This is a genomic window from Microbacterium sp. A94 (genome assembly GCF_051842855.1).
Taxonomy (GTDB): domain Bacteria; phylum Actinomycetota; class Actinomycetes; order Actinomycetales; family Microbacteriaceae; genus Microbacterium.
This window is the reverse complement of the sequence record NZ_JBPXMU010000004.1, coordinates 296167-312252: the sequence shown is the minus strand read 5'-3', so window position 1 is coordinate 312252 and position 16086 is coordinate 296167. Positions and strand designations below refer to the sequence as shown.

General features: G+C 64.4%; 18 protein-coding genes and 1 tRNA gene. 5 read left to right on the top strand and 14 right to left on the bottom strand.

Going from position 1 to position 16086, the window contains the following annotated elements:
• Position 1: 1 nt before the first annotated feature.
• From smpB to ftsE, 3 genes are all read right to left on the bottom strand, one after another.
• A complete protein-coding gene (gene smpB, locus ACSU1L_RS12760) occupies positions 2-478 on the bottom strand; it encodes an SsrA-binding protein SmpB (RefSeq protein WP_438255172.1) in 477 nt (158 codons plus the stop codon).
• A gap of 84 nt (positions 479-562) precedes the next feature.
• Positions 563-1477: a permease-like cell division protein FtsX gene (gene ftsX / locus ACSU1L_RS12755; protein WP_438255171.1), complete on the bottom strand. Its 915-nt coding sequence runs from the start codon at positions 1475-1477 to the stop codon at positions 563-565.
• Entirely contained in the window at positions 1474-2490 is a 1017-nt protein-coding gene (gene ftsE, locus ACSU1L_RS12750) for a cell division ATP-binding protein FtsE (protein WP_439256044.1), read from the bottom strand. The genes ftsX and ftsE overlap by 4 nt, the downstream gene beginning before the upstream one ends.
• A 178-nt stretch (positions 2491-2668) precedes the next feature.
• Between ftsE and ACSU1L_RS12745 the strand changes: the two genes are divergently transcribed.
• Positions 2669-3439 carry a DUF2510 domain-containing protein gene (locus ACSU1L_RS12745; protein WP_438255169.1) on the top strand — a complete coding sequence of 257 codons (771 nt, stop codon included), beginning with the start codon at positions 2669-2671 and terminating at the stop codon, positions 3437-3439.
• Between the two features lie 58 nt (positions 3440-3497).
• Here the strand turns inward: ACSU1L_RS12745 and prfB are convergent, their stop codons facing one another.
• Positions 3498-4610 carry a peptide chain release factor 2 gene (gene prfB, locus ACSU1L_RS12740; protein ID WP_438255167.1) on the bottom strand — a complete coding sequence of 371 codons (1113 nt, stop codon included), beginning with the start codon at positions 4608-4610 and terminating at the stop codon, positions 3498-3500.
• 109 nt (positions 4611-4719) lie between these two features.
• On the opposite strand from prfB, the gene ACSU1L_RS12735 reads away from it, so the two are divergent.
• On the top strand, positions 4720-5949 hold the full coding sequence (locus ACSU1L_RS12735) for an MFS transporter (protein ID WP_439256081.1): 1230 nt from the start codon (positions 4720-4722) through the stop codon (positions 5947-5949).
• Here the strand turns inward: ACSU1L_RS12735 and ACSU1L_RS12730 are convergent.
• From ACSU1L_RS12730 to ACSU1L_RS12700, 7 genes are read right to left on the bottom strand one after another with little or no spacing between them, the layout of a single operon-like run.
• The gene (locus tag ACSU1L_RS12730; RefSeq protein ID WP_439256043.1) at positions 5946-6365 is read right to left on the bottom strand and encodes a pilus assembly protein TadG-related protein; all 420 of its coding nucleotides are present in this window, start codon (positions 6363-6365) and stop codon (positions 5946-5948) included. The two genes, ACSU1L_RS12735 and ACSU1L_RS12730, sit on opposite strands and share 4 nt — an antisense overlap.
• Positions 6362-6817 carry a TadE/TadG family type IV pilus assembly protein gene (locus ACSU1L_RS12725; protein ID WP_439256042.1) on the bottom strand — a complete coding sequence of 152 codons (456 nt, stop codon included), beginning with the start codon at positions 6815-6817 and terminating at the stop codon, positions 6362-6364. The genes ACSU1L_RS12730 and ACSU1L_RS12725 overlap by 4 nt, the downstream gene beginning before the upstream one ends.
• Entirely contained in the window at positions 6786-7187 is a 402-nt protein-coding gene (locus ACSU1L_RS12720) for a TadE/TadG family type IV pilus assembly protein (RefSeq protein WP_439256041.1), read from the bottom strand. The genes ACSU1L_RS12725 and ACSU1L_RS12720 overlap by 32 nt, the downstream gene beginning before the upstream one ends.
• A 1-nt stretch (position 7188) precedes the next feature.
• On the bottom strand, positions 7189-7386 hold the full coding sequence (locus ACSU1L_RS12715) for a hypothetical protein (RefSeq protein WP_439256040.1): 198 nt from the start codon (positions 7384-7386) through the stop codon (positions 7189-7191).
• Between the two features lie 31 nt (positions 7387-7417).
• Entirely contained in the window at positions 7418-8356 is a 939-nt protein-coding gene (locus ACSU1L_RS12710) for a type II secretion system F family protein (protein WP_439256039.1), read from the bottom strand.
• Positions 8353-9219, bottom strand: coding sequence for a type II secretion system F family protein (locus ACSU1L_RS12705; protein ID WP_439256038.1), 867 nt, complete (start codon positions 9217-9219; stop codon positions 8353-8355). Before ACSU1L_RS12705 ends, ACSU1L_RS12710 begins: the two co-directional genes overlap by 4 nt.
• The gene (locus tag ACSU1L_RS12700; protein ID WP_439256037.1) at positions 9216-10358 is read right to left on the bottom strand and encodes a CpaF family protein; all 1143 of its coding nucleotides are present in this window, start codon (positions 10356-10358) and stop codon (positions 9216-9218) included. The genes ACSU1L_RS12705 and ACSU1L_RS12700 overlap by 4 nt, the downstream gene beginning before the upstream one ends.
• Positions 10359-10522: 164 nt before the next feature.
• On the opposite strand from ACSU1L_RS12700, the gene ACSU1L_RS12695 reads away from it, so the two are divergent.
• Positions 10523-10604 (top strand) — tRNA-Leu (locus ACSU1L_RS12695).
• Position 10605: 1 nt separating this feature from the next.
• Positions 10606-11280: a DedA family protein gene (locus ACSU1L_RS12690; RefSeq protein WP_439256035.1), complete on the top strand. Its 675-nt coding sequence runs from the start codon at positions 10606-10608 to the stop codon at positions 11278-11280.
• 1 nt (position 11281) lies between these two features.
• On the opposite strand, the gene ACSU1L_RS12685 is transcribed toward ACSU1L_RS12690, so the two are convergent.
• The gene (locus ACSU1L_RS12685) at positions 11282-12088 is read right to left on the bottom strand and encodes a non-homologous end joining protein Ku (protein WP_438255152.1); all 807 of its coding nucleotides are present in this window, start codon (positions 12086-12088) and stop codon (positions 11282-11284) included.
• 59 nt (positions 12089-12147) lie between these two features.
• On the opposite strand from ACSU1L_RS12685, the gene ACSU1L_RS12680 reads away from it, so the two are divergent.
• Positions 12148-14481 (top strand): ATP-dependent DNA ligase, encoded by a 2334-nt coding sequence (locus tag ACSU1L_RS12680; RefSeq protein ID WP_439256033.1) that lies wholly within the window; start codon positions 12148-12150, stop codon positions 14479-14481.
• A gap of 2 nt (positions 14482-14483) precedes the next feature.
• Here ACSU1L_RS12680 and ACSU1L_RS12675 read toward each other — a convergent pair whose 3' ends face one another.
• Complete coding sequence (locus tag ACSU1L_RS12675; protein ID WP_439256032.1) at positions 14484-15401, bottom strand: cation diffusion facilitator family transporter; 918 nt, start codon at positions 15399-15401, stop codon at positions 14484-14486.
• 87 nt (positions 15402-15488) lie between these two features.
• On the bottom strand, positions 15489-16085 hold the full coding sequence (rdgB, locus tag ACSU1L_RS12670) for an RdgB/HAM1 family non-canonical purine NTP pyrophosphatase (protein ID WP_439256031.1): 597 nt from the start codon (positions 16083-16085) through the stop codon (positions 15489-15491).
• Between the last annotated feature and the right edge of the window lies 1 nt (position 16086).

Here is a 16086-nt window from a genome sequence, read left to right as displayed (position 1 = left end):
TCTACTCGCCGGTGCGGTTACGCAGGCGCATGGCACGTTCGGCTTCGCGCGTGTCCTGACGTTCGCGCAAGGTCTGACGCTTGTCGAACTCGCGCTTGCCCTTAGCGAGAGCGATTTCGACCTTGGCGCGGCCGTCGAGGAAGTAGAGCTTCATCGGAACGAGCGTGTATCCGCCCGCCGAAACGGCATGATCGAGCTTCTGGATCTCTTCGCGGTGCATCAGCAACTTGCGGATGCGCTTGGCCGAATGGTTCGTCCAGTGCCCCTGCGAGTACTCCGGAATGTGCACGGAGTCAAGGAAGATCTCCTTGCCCTTGATGAAGGCGTAGCCGTCGGACAGGTTCGCCCGCCCCTGCCGCAATGACTTCACTTCGGTGCCGGTGAGCACCAACCCCGCCTCGTACGACTTTTCAATGTTGTAGTCGTGACGTGCGCGACGATTGGTCGCGATGACCTTCTCCCCGCGTTCCCTGGGCATGATGGTTCCTAACTTCCGGTGAACAGCCCTTCAGCCTACCGTCCGATCGCTGAGCTTGTCGAAGCGGCGGGAGCGGCCGTTGGATCAGGTGCGCAGCCAGCGACGGATCGCGAAGCCGGCCGACAGCGCTGCCAGGATCACACCGATGCCGATGAGCACCGGTACGACAAGGATCGCATCCGGCATCGACACCCACGTGGTGATGAACGGTACCCGCCCCTTGAGATAGCCGTTCACACCGAAGTGCATCCCGGCGATCACCGCGGCGCTGGCCAGGGCCGACCCCAGGAAGGCCGCGAACACGCCCTCAAGCACGAACGGGGTCTGAATGAAGCGGTTCGATGCGCCTACCAGACGCATGATCCCGATCTCTTTGCGGCGTGCGTAGGCCGAGAGACGGATGGTGGTCGCGATCAGCAGGATCGCGGCGATCAGCATGAGTACCGCAATACCCACGGCGATATAGGTGGCAACGGTGAGAGCGGAAAACAGCGGGTCGAGATACTGCAGTTGATCTCGGACCTCTTCTACGCCGTTGACACCGGCGAAGGCTTCGACGATCACCTGAGACATACCGGGATCCTTGAGCGTGACGTAGAAGCTCTCCGACATCTGCTCTTCGGTCAGGACGCTGGCCTGCTCCTCGCCGAGCAGTTCGGTGAGGTTGGCGTAGGCCTCAGCCTTCGTCTCGAATCGCAGATCGCTGATCAGCGAGCCCAGAGCACTGCCTTCCAGCTCGCCACGCACCTGTTCGAGCTGTTCCTCGGTGGCGGGGCCGTCCACACAGGTCTCCCCCTGCGAAACCGGGGAACACATCGAGACCGACACCTGCGCGCGCTCGGTCCAGTATCCGCGCATGGTGCTGATCTGCCCCTGCATGAGGATCGCAGCGCCGACGAACGTCAACGAGACGAAGGTGACCAGCACAACCGAGATCACCATTGAGATATTGCGCCTCAGGCCCCCGAGGGCCTCCATGAGGATCAGTCCCACCCTCATGATGTCGGCCCCACTTCTTCGTCGCCGTCCGTATCGGACAGGCCCAGACGGTCGGCGACACCGAGTTCAGCGACGTCGACCTCAGGAAGGGCGAGGGGATGCGTTCGGGGACCGGCCGACGCCGGCGCGGGGGTTTCCTCCGCTGCGGGCGCTGTCTCGGGTGCGCTCACGTGGTTCGGAGCATCACGAGCAGATTTCATCGAGGCGAGCATCTCGGCGGTGAGCGGCTCCAGCGATTCGGTCTGGCGCTGTACTTCGAGCATTGCGGTGAGCGCGGCCGTCGCAGCCACACCGCGCTGCTGCTGGGGCGCCAACTGCGGAATCATCGAGCGATCGCCGTAACCGCCCTGGACCTCGTCACGGACGATCTCACCGTCGCGCAACTCGATCACACGACGTTGCATCTGATCCACGAACGCGGCCTCATGCGTGGCCATCAGCACAGTGGTGCCGCCAGCGTTGATGCGGGCGAGCAGTTGCATGATGTCTACGGATGTCGCCGGGTCCAAGTTTCCGGTCGGCTCGTCTGCGAGCAGCACCTGCGGACGGTTCACGAGGGCGCGAGCGATCGCGACACGCTGTTGCTCACCGCCAGAGAGCTCATGCGGCATCCGCTTCTCTTTGCCTGCGAGACCGACGAGAGCGAGCGCTTCCGGAACCGCCTGCTGCACGAACCCCCGCGACGATCCGGTGACCTGGAGCGTGAAGGCGACGTTCTGGAAAACGGTCTTGGAAGAAAGCAGACGGAAGTCCTGAAAAACCGAGCCGATGTGGCGCCGGAAGTAGGGAACCTTACGGTTCGCGAGCGAGCGCAGATCACGCCCGAGCACAGCGACCCGCCCGGACGTGGGGACATCCTCACGAAGGATCAGACGGAGGCAGGAGGACTTCCCTGATCCCGACGCTCCAACGAGGAATACGAACTCGCCTCGCTGGACTTCGAAGTCGACGCCAGCAAGGGCCGGGCGCTTCGTTCCGCGGTAGCGTTTGGTGACGTTCTCGAACCGAATCATGGCGTCTACGAGCCTAAGCGCGCGTTCGTTCCTAACTGCGAGCGACACCCCCTGTGCGCTGTGACGAGCAACCATGGGGATCGCTCCCCATGTGCACTGGCATAGTGTCGCTGGTAACCATGAATGTGGGGGCGACTGTGTCACTCCCGATCTGTATCCCTAATCACGAAGGACTCTCATGAACACCCCTGCAGGCTGGTACGACGATGGATCTGGACGCCAGCGGTGGTGGGATGGACAGCAGTGGAGTGAGCACTACGCACCCGAGTCGGGCGAGCCGGGCGCTGTGGCAGCACCCGCGATGCCTGTCGAGCCGGCCGCAGTCAAGCCCGTGGCCACGAAGCCGTCGATCATCGGACTCATCGCGCTCGGTGCTGCCGTGCTGGGAACGATCCTCGCCTGCATCCCCTTCACGATGGTCGTGGGCTGGATCCTGCTGCCGATCGCCTTCGTGCTGTCGATCATCGCGTTCTTCATCGCGGGCAAGAAGTGGGCTCCGATCACGGCCATCTCGATCTCAGTGGTCGGCACCATCATCGCCATTGTCGTGGCTATCGTCGCCGCCGCGGTCGCACTGACCAGTTACGTCGAAGAGGTCGCAGTCCCGTCGCCCTCGGCGTCTTCGGCGCCGTTGGATTCACCGTCAGATGCACCGTCAGACGCACCCTCAGATGCGCCGGATCTTCCCGAGAGCGACACGGATGCCTCACAGCGCCCGACCGGCGAAGAGGTCGGCATCGGGCTCGGTGAGATCTTCGCCTCCAGCGGTGCGGGCGCCTACCCTGAGGAGCAACTCACCTGCCTCGGCGACGCGCTGGTCGAATCCGACATCGACAATGAGACGCTGCAGACGGTCGCGGACGGATACGATGCCGTCACCGACGAGGTGGCCGCAGAGGTCTTGGGCACGACGCTGGCCAGTGCCATGGTTACCTGCCTGATGCCGTAATCGGCCAGGCGACGATGAAGGCCTCGGGAGTCGAACTCCCGAGGCCTTCGCTGTGCGGTCAGTCGTCGTCGTCGCGGCGCTTTCGCCAGCGGATTCCTGCGGAGATGAAATCGTCGAGGTCACCGTCGAAGACAGCTGCCGGGTTGCCAGATTCATGTCCGGTGCGCAGGTCCTTGACCAGCTGCTGGCCGTACAGGAAGTACGATCGCATCTGGTCGCCCCAGCTCGCGGTGATGTTGCCGGCCAGCTGCTTCTTCTTCGCAGCCTCTTCTTCTTTCTGCAGCAGCAGAAGGCGGGTCTGCAGCACGCGCATCGCGGCGGCGCGGTTCTGGATCTGCGACTTCTCGTTCTGCATCGACACGACGATGCCGGTGGGAAGGTGGGTCAGTCGCACAGCGGAGTCGGTGGTGTTGACCGACTGTCCGCCGGGGCCGGAGGAGCGGAACACATCAACGCGAATGTCATTCTCCGGGATCTCCACCGCCGTGGCCTCTTCCATGAGTGGAATGACCTCAACCGCGGCAAAGCTCGTCTGCCGCTTGTCCGCCGAGCCGAAGGGGCTGATTCGTGCCAGTCGATGCGTTCCCGCTTCGACCGACAGCGTTCCGAAAGCGTAGGGGGCGGTGATCTCGAAAGTGGCGGATTTGATTCCGGCGCCTTCCGCGTAGGAGGTGTCCATGACCTTCGCCGGATACTTGTGGTGTTCGGCCCAGCGCAAGTACATGCGCATGAGCATCTCGGCGAAGTCGGTGGCGTCATCGCCGCCGGCGCCGGAGCGGATCGTGATGATCGCGTTGCGATCGTCGTATTCGCCGTCGAGCAGCGTCTGCACCTCGAGCTGGTTGATGGTGGCCGTCAGCGCTTCGAGCTCGGTGCGGGCCTCCTGAGCGGAGTCCTCGTCTTCCATCTCATTCGCGAGTTCGACGAGAACCTCGAGGTCATCGAGTCGCCGGGCGATTCCCGTGATGCGCCCGAGCTCGGACTGCCGGTGACTGAGAGCGCTGGTCACCTTCTGCGCCTGCTCGGGGTCGTCCCAGAGGTCGGGAGCGCCGGCTTCTTCGCTGAGTCGGGCAATGTCCTCACGGACGCGCTTGACATCGACGACCTCGCTGATGTCGGCGAAGGTGTGCTTGAGCGTCTGGATGGCGGCGGAGAGATCGAGTTCGAGCATGACACCCCAGCCTATCCTGGTTGGCTGTGTGCGTGCATGCGTGCAGTTGCGAGGGAGGTAGCGTGAACCCGTGAGCAGTGCATCGTCGGTCCTGAGGCAATTCGGACCCATGGTGTACCTGCCCACCATCCTGTTCGCGATGGGCGAGGGCGCCGTCATCCCGCTCATTCCCGTGATCGCGGCCGCTATGGGCGCCGATATCGCGGCGGCAGCGTTGATCGGCGCGGCACTCGTCGTCGGCCAACTCTGCGGCAATCTCCCCGCGGGCTGGGCTGTTGCCCGTATTGGCGAGCGCTTCACGATGGTGATCGCTGGCGCGACCGCGATGGTCGCAGTGATCGGGATGATTCTCGCTCCGGTGATCGGGGTGTTCGCGTCCGGGGTCTTTCTGCTGGGGTTCTGTGCGGCCGCATTCGGTCTGGCCCGGCACACATTCATGACGACCCGGGTGCCGCTGCCGTATCGAGCCCGCGCGCTCGCGCTTCTGGGCGGCAGCTTCCGTTTCGGCACCTTCGTCGGGCCGTTCGTCACGGCCGGGCTGCTTCAGCTCTTCGGTGATACCAGCACGGCGATCTGGTTCTTCCTCATCTGTCTGCTGGTCATGATCGTGCTCGTGCTGTTCGGCCCGGATCCGGAGAAGACGGTCTCCGCCGTCGCGGTTTCGGTCTCGCTCACCGAAGATTCCGGCGAGGTGGTGACCGGATCGATTCCCACGCTCGAGCGCATCGGGGTGTTCCAGACGATGTGGCGCTACCGCGGGGTCCTCGGCCGTCTCGGACTCGCCGCGGCCAGCCTGTCTTCGCTGCGCTCGGCACGACAGGTCGTCCTGCCGCTGTGGGGCATCTCGCTGGGTCTCGATGCACAGACGATCGCGTTGGTGGTCGGCGTCTCCGGTGCGATCGACTTCGCGCTGTTCTACGCCAGCGGCCAGGTGATGGACCGTTTCGGCCGACTGTGGGCGGCAATGCCGGCAATGCTGCTGATGGGGTGTGGCTTCCTCGCCCTCTCGCTCACCCATGACGGCGATGCCGCGATCTTGTGGTTCGGGATGCTGGCCGGTGTGCTCGGAGTGGGAAATGGTCTCTCCAGCGGCATCCTCATGACGCTCGGCGCGGATGCTGCGCCTCGACAGAATCCGGCGGCCTTCCTGGGGTCGTGGCGCACGCTGACGGATGCCGGCGGAGCACTGGCTCCGCTCCTTATCGCTGGAGTGACAGCGGTCGCATCGCTGTCTGTGGCCGCCGCCTTGATGGGCGCGATCGGGCTGATCGGAGCGTACGGGTTCTTCCGTTGGATTCCGCGGGGCGAGCCAGAACGCGACCCCGGCGAGACCGATTAGCGCAGCGCGGTGCGGCTGCTCGCCGTCGCCTCGAGCCGGATGCCGTCGGGCACGAACGGCGAGATCAACGGCGGATGCCACGCCGCGGCGACGGTCACCCGCGCGGTGGAATCATCAGCTGCGGATGCCGATACCACCGTCGAGGGTAGCGAAACAGCATCCACAATGGCGACGGCCTGCTCGAGAACACCCTCATCCGTGAGAACCGCGTGGACGGCATCCCCGTCGACCACGAGCGTGAAACCGTCAGCTCCGGCGAGCGCCGCAGAGTCAGCCAGCGAATCCAACCGCTTCTGCGCGATGTGCAGGTCCGTGGCGCAGACGCACACGGTGATGGCTGCCAGCGCGATTACGACATAGCCGAGCAGCAGGGGCAGGATGCTGCCGTCGTCGTTGTTCCCGGGCATCATTCTCATCCGCTCCCCCACAGCCTCGACATCTTGTGCGCGGCCTCTGCCTGCAGGGGGATCTGTGCAAGCTGGTCCAAACCGAATGCGGCCGGCACGAACGGCAGCGACACCACGGCATCCACGGTGACCAAGACGGTCACGCCGGCTGACGGGCACGGCAGGCCGGCTGGAGTGCACGAGATAGATACCCCGACATCGTCGGCGCCCAAGCCGTACTCATCGACCACATTGGCCAGCACTGCGGCACTGCTCCGGGCGGCGGATTCCTGATCATCTGATTGGCCGATCACGCGGGCGGTGTGGCGGGCGGCGGCCTCAACACCCAGGGTGCTCTGCTGGATCACTCCGAGCGTGATGACCAGGTACGCCAGCGGCACGAGGAAGATCACTCCGGCTGCCAGGAACTCCAGCGCGGCCGAACCGCTCTCATCCCCCGTCCAGCGACTCCATCGGCGCATCGGCATCCACCTCCAATCCCAACGGCACGCCCAGCAGTCCGATGATCGGCAACGTCGTGCGCACAGTCACGATGGCCGTGGGATGCCCCAATCGATCGCTTTCGATCACGCTGATGTCTTCGGCGAACCCCTCTCCGACAGCACGGACGATCGACATCCGGGTGCGTTCGGCACCCTCGGCGAGAGTGGTGTCGGCGAGGGCCGCGTAATGTGCCCCTTCGACGGCGGCATCGTGCACCACGTTGCGCACATACACGGCGAAGCCCAGCTGCAGGACGGCCAGAGTGAGCACAGTGAGCAGCGAGCCGACGAGAATGAAATCAACGGGACTGGACCCGCGCTCATCCTGCGCCCACGCTCGCCGACTCACATCAGATTCCGGACACGCTGGAGATCGCTTGCTCGAACACTCCGACCAGCGCAGGGCCAGCCACCGCCCAGATCACGAAAACAAGGCCGGCGGTCATCAACGTGACCAGAACCCAGCCCGGAACGTCGCCGGTATCGTCCTCGGCGAAGTTTCGTGCCTCGGCGGTCGCTCGCTGCCACCAGTTCGCAATTTGATTCATTATCGATCCTTTCTTCGGTGATTGGTCCGGCTCAGCCCACGCCGAGCCGGAGAATGAACATCCCGGGAAACACCGCAAACAGCACCGACAGCGGCAAAATCAGAAAAACAAGCGGCATCATCATAAAAATTTCGCGTCGCCCGGCCTGTTCGATGAGCAGTCGCTTCGCTTCGTCGCGTGCGTCGGATGCCTGAGCATGCAGCACCGCGGCCAACGGTGCACCGTGCTCGAGCGCGGCGATGATCTGATCGGTCGCTCGCGAGAGCCCGGGCAGGCGCAGACGGGTGTCCATCTCAGCAAGAGCTTCAGCCAGAGGCGATCCGGTTCCAGCAGCCAGCACGACCTGCCGCAGCTCAGCGGTCAACTCGCCCGAGCCGATCGCGGCGACCCGGCGCAGCGCATCGAGGAATCCCTCTCCGGCAGACAAGCACAGCGCGAGAAACTCCAGCGTCGTGGGCAACTCGTCACTGAGCCTGGCCAATCGGGTCTTGACACGACTCGTCAGCAGAACGTCCAGTGCCACCGCCGCTGCGGCACTGAAGACCACCGGCAGCACGGCTGCGGGCGGCGTCATCCGTCCGGTCAGCGCGAGGAAGATGACAACGACACTTCCCCCGCCGAACCCGGCGAGCGCCCATCCCAGTTGCCGCGCTCGAAATGCGGCCGGCTGCTCACTGCTGCCGGCCTGCGAAAGCCGTTGCGCGAGCGCGTCGCTGTCGCCGAATCCCTGCAGCAGAGCCGTCTTCACCCGAGCGATACCTGTTGCCGCGTACGCAGGCAGAACCCCGAACCGCGGCAAGACCCCCGCGGGCAGTACCGCGTCGTCGACGGCATCGCGCACATACGGAGCGATGCGAATGGTCAGCGATGCGGCCCTCCATCGCGGCGCCGCCGCGAAGATGCACAGGATGCCGGCAGCCAGCAGTCCGCCCAGCAGCACTGCCATCGCAGCATCCGTGATCGCGTTCATGCGAACCACCGCCGGGGTTCGGGAAGGCGGCCGATACGTACCATGATCCGAAATGCGACCACAGAGACAACCGCGCCGCCGCCGATCACCAAAACGCCTTCCGGACTGGCATAGGCCTCGGCTCCCTCCGGCCGCATCACGAGTAACGCCAGAATCACCCAGGGCGCAACGACGCCCAGCACCGCGGCTCCGCGGATCCAGGACTGACGTGCTTCGACCTCTCCCCGCAGCGCCGCATCGGCGCGGACCGACGATCCCAGTGCCCGAAGCACACCGGTGAGCTCGGTGCCACCGACCTGCCGCGCCATCTTCAACGACTCGACGATTCGGTCTGCGATCGGATCGGCCAGTGCGCTCTTGAGCCGCTCGATACTGCTCTCGAAGCGTCCGGTGGCACGCAGATCTCTGGCGAACACCGCGAAGGCCGGTCGCACCATCACTGGGGCCGAGTCTGCGAGGCTCGCCACAGCATCCGGCAGTGACAACCCCACCCGAATCGAGGCGATGAGCAGATCGCACACATCGGGCCACAGTTGCCTGCGCGCCTTCAGCAGTCGGAGCTTGCGAGATCGCAGGAAGGCGATCGGCGCGGACCCGGCGGCGATCGCGGCGACCACAGCAAGCACGACGATCCCGGTGAACAGCCACACCAGGGACGCCGCCACAAGCCCGACGGCCGCGATGACCGCAATCACGGTGCGCTGCTCCACCGACCCGAAGCCCGCTTCTTCGATCAGCCGTGCCAGGCGACCGGACGCCGACGGCGTGCGGGTGTCTTCTTCCTGCGGCAGTCGCGGCCACAACCATGGTGACGCGCACAACAGCAGACCCGCGGCGAGCAGCGCGCCAACGAATAGTGTCATCTGCGCTCCTCTGCCCGGTAGAGCGTTCGACTGATGAGGCGGCCCTCGACCACCTCGCCGGTCGGCGCGATCACCTCACCGATGAAGCGCCTGCCTGCGGCATCGCGCGCGCAGTGCACAACCAGCGAGACGGATGCTGCGAGCGCCGGTGCGATGAAGGATCGATCGATGTTCCGCCCGGCGAGAAGCGGCAGGAGCGTGAGCTTCTCGAGCGCCTCGACGGCTGAATTGGCGTGGACGGTACCAGCGCCGGGAACACCTGTGTTCAGAGCAAGCACGAGATCCAGCGCCTCGGCGTCACGCACTTCACCGACGACCAGTCGCTCCGGTCGCATGCGCAGGGCCTCTTTGACGAGGCGACGCAGCGTGATCTCCCCCGTCCCCTCCAAACTGGCCTGTCTTCCCTGGAGCGCAACGACGTCCGGCCCATCGACGGCGAGCTCGAATGTCTCTTCTACCGTGATGATCCGCTGCGTGTGCGCGCAGGCTCCCAACAACGCTCCCAGCAGCGTTGTCTTCCCCGCATGCGTCGCGCCCGAGACGATGACGCTCTGACCATCGTGCATCGCACGATTCAGCAGTTCGGCAACGTCGGCGGGTACGGAGCCTGCCTCGACCAGCGACTGCAGCGTCCGATGACTCGGCAGGAACTTGCGAATGTTGACCGCCCACGAGCCCCTGACCACATCCGCGATCGCAACATGCAGGCGTGACCCGTCCGGTAATGAGGCATCCACAAACGGCTGGCTGATATCTACGCGTCGACCAGTGGCCTGCAGCATCCGCTCTACGAGGTCGCGCACGATCGCGTCGGTCAACCGCAATGCCACACGTTCGGACACACCACCGCGTGCGACGTACACTCGGTCGGGTCCGTTCAGCCAGATTTCCTCGATTTCGGGATCATCGAGAAGAGGCTGTAGGGGCCCGAAGCCGCTGACCGAGGCGAGCACATCTCGCACGCAAGCAACCTCATCATCAATCGTCGCTTCCCCACGCGACAGTGCGAGATCGTTGTGCCGTCGCACTTCTGCTTGTGCAATGCGCCTCGCCTCCTCCGGTGCGAGGGACGGATCCGTCTGCTCTGTCCGCAGGCGACGGCGCACGCGCTCGGCGACAAGGACGGAGGGCTGACTCACTCTGGCATCCTCGCAAGGATCGGCGATCAGCCTCGGAAGTTATCCACAGGGCCATCTTTTTCACACGAGATGATGCCGCCAAGATTTCTGGTTTTCCCGAATCGCCCGGCGGGGCTTACCAGCTATTGGGATGTCGGATCACGCACATAGAATGGGTGAGCCGCGCGGAAGTGGTGGAATTGGTAGACACGCAGGATTTAGGTTCCTGTGCCTTCGGGCGTGTGGGTTCAAGTCCCATCTTCCGCACATGCAACACATCGCACTCATCCCTTGGCTCGATCCTGAGGTGATCATCGGGGCGGCAGGGCCGTGGGCGCTGCTGGTGGTGTGCTTCATCGTGTTCGCCGAAACCGGGCTGCTTGTCGGGTTCCTTCTGCCGGGCGACACACTGTTGCTGATCGCCGGGCTGCTCACGCACACCAGCGACGTGTTCGGGCTCAACGTCTGGTGGGTTTCCCTGCTCATCGCCCTCGCCGCATTCGTCGGTGGCGAGGTCGGCTATCTCATCGGGCACAAGGGCGGCCCCGCCGTGTTCGAACGCAGGGATTCCGGGCTGTTCAGCCGCAAGAATGTCGAGCGGACGAATGCGTTCTTCACACGCTACGGCGGTATCACCGTCATCCTGGCGCGCTTCGTGCCCATCGTGCGCACCTTCGCCCCGGTCGCGGCCGGCGTCGGCCATATGCCGTGGAGGCGATACAGCCTCTACAACCTCATCGGCGCGCTGCTGTGGGGATTCGGGCTCACGATGCTCGGCTATCTGATCGCCTACATCCCCCCGGTGGCCTGGTTCGTGACCGAGTACATCGACCTCATCCTGCTCGTCGCCGTCGGCGGTACTGCGGTGGTCACCCTGTGGCATTACTTCGCGGAACGCCGCCGGGTCAGACAAGAACGCGCAAGCGAGGTCAGCCCCGGCTGAATCACGCCGTATCGGCGCGCTTCTCCTTCGAGCGCGCGATACTCGCCCGCAGCGCCTCCATGAGGTCGATGACTTCGCCACCGGTGTCCTCGGTGTCTTCAGACTTGAAGGTCTCGGCGACATCGAAGGTCTCACCGGCCTTGATCTTCGCGTCGATGAGGGTCCTGAGCTCTTGCTGATACTCGTCCACGAACGATTCCGGATCGAAGTCGGACGAGTAGCTCTTGACCAGGCTCGCCGACAGTTCCAGTTCCTTCTTCGAGATCTTGACTTCTTCGTTCAACGACTCGAATGAGGCCTCGCGCACCTCGTCAGCCCACAGCAGCGTTTGCAGCACGAGCACGTCACCGCGCACGCGCAGCGCAGCCAACCGCGTCTTCTGCCGGAGCGTGAAGCGCACGATCGCCGTGCGATCAGTCTGTTCGAGCGTCTGGCGCAGCAGCACGTAGGCCTTCGGGGACTTCGAATCCGGCTCGAGGTAGTAGGCCTTGTCGAGAGTGAGCAGATCGACCTGCTCGCTCGGCACGAACTCGACGACGTCGATCTCACGGCTTCGTTCGGCGGGGAGTGCCTCGAGATCTTCCTTCGTGAGAACAACCATCTGGCCGTCGTCCTCGAACGCCCGGTCGATGTTGGAGTATGCGATGACCTCGCCGCACACCTCACAGGTGCGCTTGTAACGGATGCGCCCGCCGTCCTCATCGTGCACCTGATGCAGCGAGACATCGTGATCCTCGGTGGCCGAGTAGACCTTTACCGGCACGTTCACGAGCCCGAATGTCAGGGCACCTTTCCAGATCGTCCTCATGACACCATGAGACACCGTAAAGTCCGCCGATGCCAGGGGCTTGTGGATAGTCTTTCGTCATGTCACGAGCCGCGCAGGTCGTCGAAGTCGACGGCAGACGCCTGCGCCTGACCAACCTCGACAAGGTTCTCTACCCGGAAACCTCGACGACAAAGGGTGAGATCATCGCCTATTACACCGCCGTCGCTCCGCGGATGCTGCCGTTGCTGGCCGGACGGCCGGTCACCAGAAAGCGCTGGGTGAACGGCGTCGGAACAGCGGATGCCCCGGGCGAGGTGTTCTTCGCGAAGCAGCTGGAGCGGGGTACGCCGGATTGGGTGCAACGGCGAGCGATCGAGCACTCCGGAGGGCCCAAGGACTATCCCCTCATCGCGGATCTGGCCAGCCTGGTTTGGTTCGCGCAGGTCGCAAGTCTGGAACTGCACGTGCCCCAGTGGCGCTTCAGCGCTGACGGCTCGCGGCAGAACCCGGATCGGCTGGTGCTGGACCTCGATCCCGGCCCGGGTGCCGATCTGGCACAGTGCGCCCAGATCGCACGCTTCGCTCGCGCGATCCTGACAGACATGGGTCTGGACCCGATACCGGTCACGAGCGGCAGCAAGGGGATCCACCTTTATGCCCCGTTGGATGGCACCTCCACCAGTGATCAGGCCTCCGCCGTAGCCAAGGAACTCGCCCGGGCGATCGAAGCCGACCACCCGGACCTCGCGACCAGCACCATGGCGAAGGCCGAACGCGGTGGCAAGGTCTTCATCGACTGGAGTCAGAACAGCGGGTCGAAGACGACTATCTCGCCGTACTCGCTGCGCGGTCGCACAAGGCCGACCGCGGCGGCGCCACGTACGTGGGAAGAGCTTGAGGAGCCGGGGCTCCGGCAATTGACATTCGATGAGATCACCGCCCGTCTCGACGCGGGGATCGACCCTTTCGCTGCGATGTTCCTGTCGCAGCAGAACGCCGCACTCGAGCCGTATCTCGCCAAGCGAAGTGCCGAGAAGACGCCGGAACCCATGCCACAGCAAGCCTCCGCGCTCCAACCGAAAGCGGCTCCCCGTTTCGTCATCCAAGAGCACCACGCCAGGCGCCTGCACTTCGACCTGCGCATCGAGCGCGACGGGGTGCTCGTGAGCTGGGCTGTGCCCAAAGGTGTGCCCGAGCGCAGTGATCGCAACCACCTCGCGGTGATGACCGAGCCGCACCCGCTGGAGTATCTGACGTTCCACGGCGAGATCCCGAAGGGCGAATATGGCGCTGGTGCCATGACGATCTGGGACACCGGCACAGTCGAGATCGAGAAATGGCGCGAGGACGAGGTCATCGGAACCTTCCTCGGCACCGGACCGCTCGGAAGCGCGCGACTCGCGTTGATCCGTACCGGCGGATCCGGCGAGAAGTCCTCGTGGCTGCTGCACCGGATGACACAGAGGTCACACACAGCACCGCGCCCGATGCTCGCCGAATCAGGCACGCCGGGCCTCGCGCGATCGCTGCGTGCGCCGTGGAGCGAGATCAAATGGGACGGGATCCGCGCGATCGGTGTGTGGCGAGAAGGGCGCATGCGCCTGTACGCCCGAAGCGGCACAGACATCACGGCTCGCTATCCGGAGATCACCGCTGACGGCGCACCGCATCTCGCCTCACCAGAGGCGATGGTCGACGGCGAGATCGTCGCATTCGACTCCTCCGGGCTCCCGAGCTTCAGCAAACTCCAGAGTCGGATGCACCTGACCAATGCGAGGGAGATCGAACGCGAGGTGGTGCGCACTCCGGTCGCGTACCACCTGTTCGATCTTCTCAGCCTCGACGGTCAGGATCTCACAGCGCTCCCGCTGCGTGATCGTCGAGAGTTGCTGGAGAGTCTCGCGGAAACAGCGGACGTACCGGTTGTCGTGCCGCCGGTGTTCGACGATCTGGATGCTGCGATGCAGCTCAGCTGCGACTTCGGGCTCGAAGGCGTCGTCGTCAAGGAATCGGGCTCTCGTTATCGGCCGGGTACGCGTTCCGGCTCCTGGTTGAAGATCAAACACACCCGCATGCAAGAGGTCGTGATCGCGGGCATCCGTCTCGGCAAGGGCAGCAGATCCGGTGGCATCGGCTCGCTTCTGCTCGCGATACCCGACGATGATGGCCTGCGCTATATCGGGCGCGTGGGCAGCGGCTTCGACGATCGGATGCTTCACGATCTTGATGAACGCTTGACACCACTGCGCATCCAGAAGAGTTCGATTCACGGTGTCCCTCGCGCGGATGCGAGCGATGCGCTGTGGGTCCAGCCGGTCATCGTCGGCGAGGTGGAGTTTGCGAACTGGACTCCGGACGGCGTCCTGCGCCATGCCCGTTGGCGGGGTCTCAGGCCAGACAAGAAGGTCGAGGAGATCACGCTCGAGCAGTGAGATCAGGCGTGAGCCTCCTCGCAGTCCGCTGCCGCGTCAGACTCGATCTGGAATGTCGAGTGCGCGACGTCGAAGTGGTCGATGAGGCAGCTCTGCAGGTGCTCGAGAAGCTCGTCGGTGCGCCCTTCGGCCAGGAGTTGCTGCGAGACCTTGACGTGTGCGGTAAAGACTGGAGCTCCTCGGGTCAGCTGCCATACGTGCACATCATGCACGCTGGTGACGCCGTCGAGCGCGAGCAGATGATCGCGGATCTCGCTGACGTGCGTATTCGCTGGCGCTGATTCGGCCAGCACCGAGAACACTTCCCGCAGCAGCACGATCGCTCGCGGAATGATCATGACCGCGATGAACAGGGAGGCGATGGCATCGGCTGGCATCCAGCCGGTCGTCACGATGATGATGGCTGCAACGATCACCGCGGCAGAGCCGATCATGTCGCCGAGCACTTCGAGGTAAGCGCCGCGGACGTTGATGCTGGTCTTCTGAGCGGAGCTGAGCAACCACATCGCAATCGCGTTGGCGATCAGGCCGATGACGGCCACGACGAGCATGAGCGGCCCGGCAACCTCGGTCTCGGTGGGCTCCAGCAGCCGTTTGACACCCTCGACCCCGACCGTCGTTGCCAAGACGATGAGGATGATCGCGTTGATCAGCGCGCCGAACACCTCGGCACGCTGATAACCGAACGTGCGGCGATCGTCCGCGGGGCGGGCAGCGACCGTGCTCGCGATCAGCGCGATCACCAGCGCCGAGGCATCGGTGAACATGTGCGCCGCGTCGGCCAGCAGCGCAAGCGAGCCGGTCAGAATTGCGCCGATGACCTGCACGATCATCACCGTGGCAGTCAGGCAGAGCGAGATGGTCAGCAACCGGCGGTTGCTGAAGGCGCGAATTCCTCCTCGCGGTACGTGATCGTGCATGCCACCAGGCTAGCCCGGGCCAGCACGCGGAGAGGCCCCTTATGACTAGTCGGGAAGGGTAACGATTCTCAGTAGGGCCAGCGCGGTTCAGATGGCCTGCAGCAGCGGAACGAACGCTTCGAAAGCGCGCGCCCGGTGTGACTGCGATTGCTTCTCTTCACTGCTGAAGTCTGCCGTGGTGCGCTCGGCGCCAGCAGGCTGACCGTCAGGGATGAAGATCGGGTCGTATCCGAAGCCGTTCGCGCCGGAGGGTTCGTGCGAGAGACGCCCCGGCCACACTCCTGCCACCGTATGTTCGGTGCCATCGGGCGTCACGAGTGCGATCGTGGAGATGAACTGCGCGGTGCGGTGCGGATCGGCGATGTCGGCGAGTTGGTCGAGCAGCAGCTCGAGGTTCGCCGTGGCATCCTTCTTCTGCCCGGCCCAGTACGCGGAGAATATGCCGGGCGATCCGCCCAGCACATCCACGCAGATACCGGAGTCGTCAGCGAACGCGGTGAGTCCCGTGAGTTCTGCCGCGGCGCGCGCTTTGAGCAGCGCGTTCTCGGCAAACGTCACACCGTCTTCAACCGGTTCCGGACCGTCATAGCCGATGACTTCGAGGTCGGGCCTCGTCATCGCGATGATCTGTTGAAACTCGGCGATCTTATGCGGGTTGTGCGTAGCGAGAACGACTTTGGTCATG

Bases quoted from the DNA above. Each gene is read 5' to 3' on its own strand.
- ACSU1L_RS12675 (WP_439256032.1), bottom strand. From the start codon at position 15,401: ATGCACGATCACGTACCGCGAGGAGGAATTCGCGCCTTCAGCAACCGC.
- ACSU1L_RS12745 (WP_438255169.1), top strand. From the start codon at position 2,669: ATGAACACCCCTGCAGGCTGGTACGACGATGGATCTGGACGCCAGCGG.
- ACSU1L_RS12710 (WP_439256039.1), bottom strand. From the start codon at position 8,356: ATGAACGCGATCACGGATGCTGCGATGGCAGTGCTGCTGGGCGGACTG.
- smpB (WP_438255172.1), bottom strand. From the start codon at position 478: ATGCCCAGGGAACGCGGGGAGAAGGTCATCGCGACCAATCGTCGCGCA.
- prfB (WP_438255167.1), bottom strand. From the start codon at position 4,610: ATGCTCGAACTCGATCTCTCCGCCGCCATCCAGACGCTCAAGCACACC.
- ACSU1L_RS12705 (WP_439256038.1), bottom strand. From the start codon at position 9,219: ATGACACTATTCGTTGGCGCGCTGCTCGCCGCGGGTCTGCTGTTGTGC.
- ftsX (WP_438255171.1), bottom strand. From the start codon at position 1,477: ATGAGGGTGGGACTGATCCTCATGGAGGCCCTCGGGGGCCTGAGGCGC.
- ACSU1L_RS12730 (WP_439256043.1), bottom strand. From the start codon at position 6,365: ATGAGAATGATGCCCGGGAACAACGACGACGGCAGCATCCTGCCCCTG.
- ACSU1L_RS12680 (WP_439256033.1), top strand. From the start codon at position 12,148: ATGTCACGAGCCGCGCAGGTCGTCGAAGTCGACGGCAGACGCCTGCGC.
- ftsE (WP_439256044.1), bottom strand. From the start codon at position 2,490: ATGATTCGGTTCGAGAACGTCACCAAACGCTACCGCGGAACGAAGCGC.
- ACSU1L_RS12685 (WP_438255152.1), bottom strand. From the start codon at position 12,088: ATGAGGACGATCTGGAAAGGTGCCCTGACATTCGGGCTCGTGAACGTG.
- ACSU1L_RS12715 (WP_439256040.1), bottom strand. From the start codon at position 7,386: ATGAATCAAATTGCGAACTGGTGGCAGCGAGCGACCGCCGAGGCACGA.
- rdgB (WP_439256031.1), bottom strand. From the start codon at position 16,085: ATGACCAAAGTCGTTCTCGCTACGCACAACCCGCATAAGATCGCCGAG.
- ACSU1L_RS12725 (WP_439256042.1), bottom strand. From the start codon at position 6,817: ATGCGCCGATGGAGTCGCTGGACGGGGGATGAGAGCGGTTCGGCCGCG.
- ACSU1L_RS12690 (WP_439256035.1), top strand. From the start codon at position 10,606: ATGCAACACATCGCACTCATCCCTTGGCTCGATCCTGAGGTGATCATC.
- ACSU1L_RS12735 (WP_439256081.1), top strand. From the start codon at position 4,720: ATGGTGTACCTGCCCACCATCCTGTTCGCGATGGGCGAGGGCGCCGTC.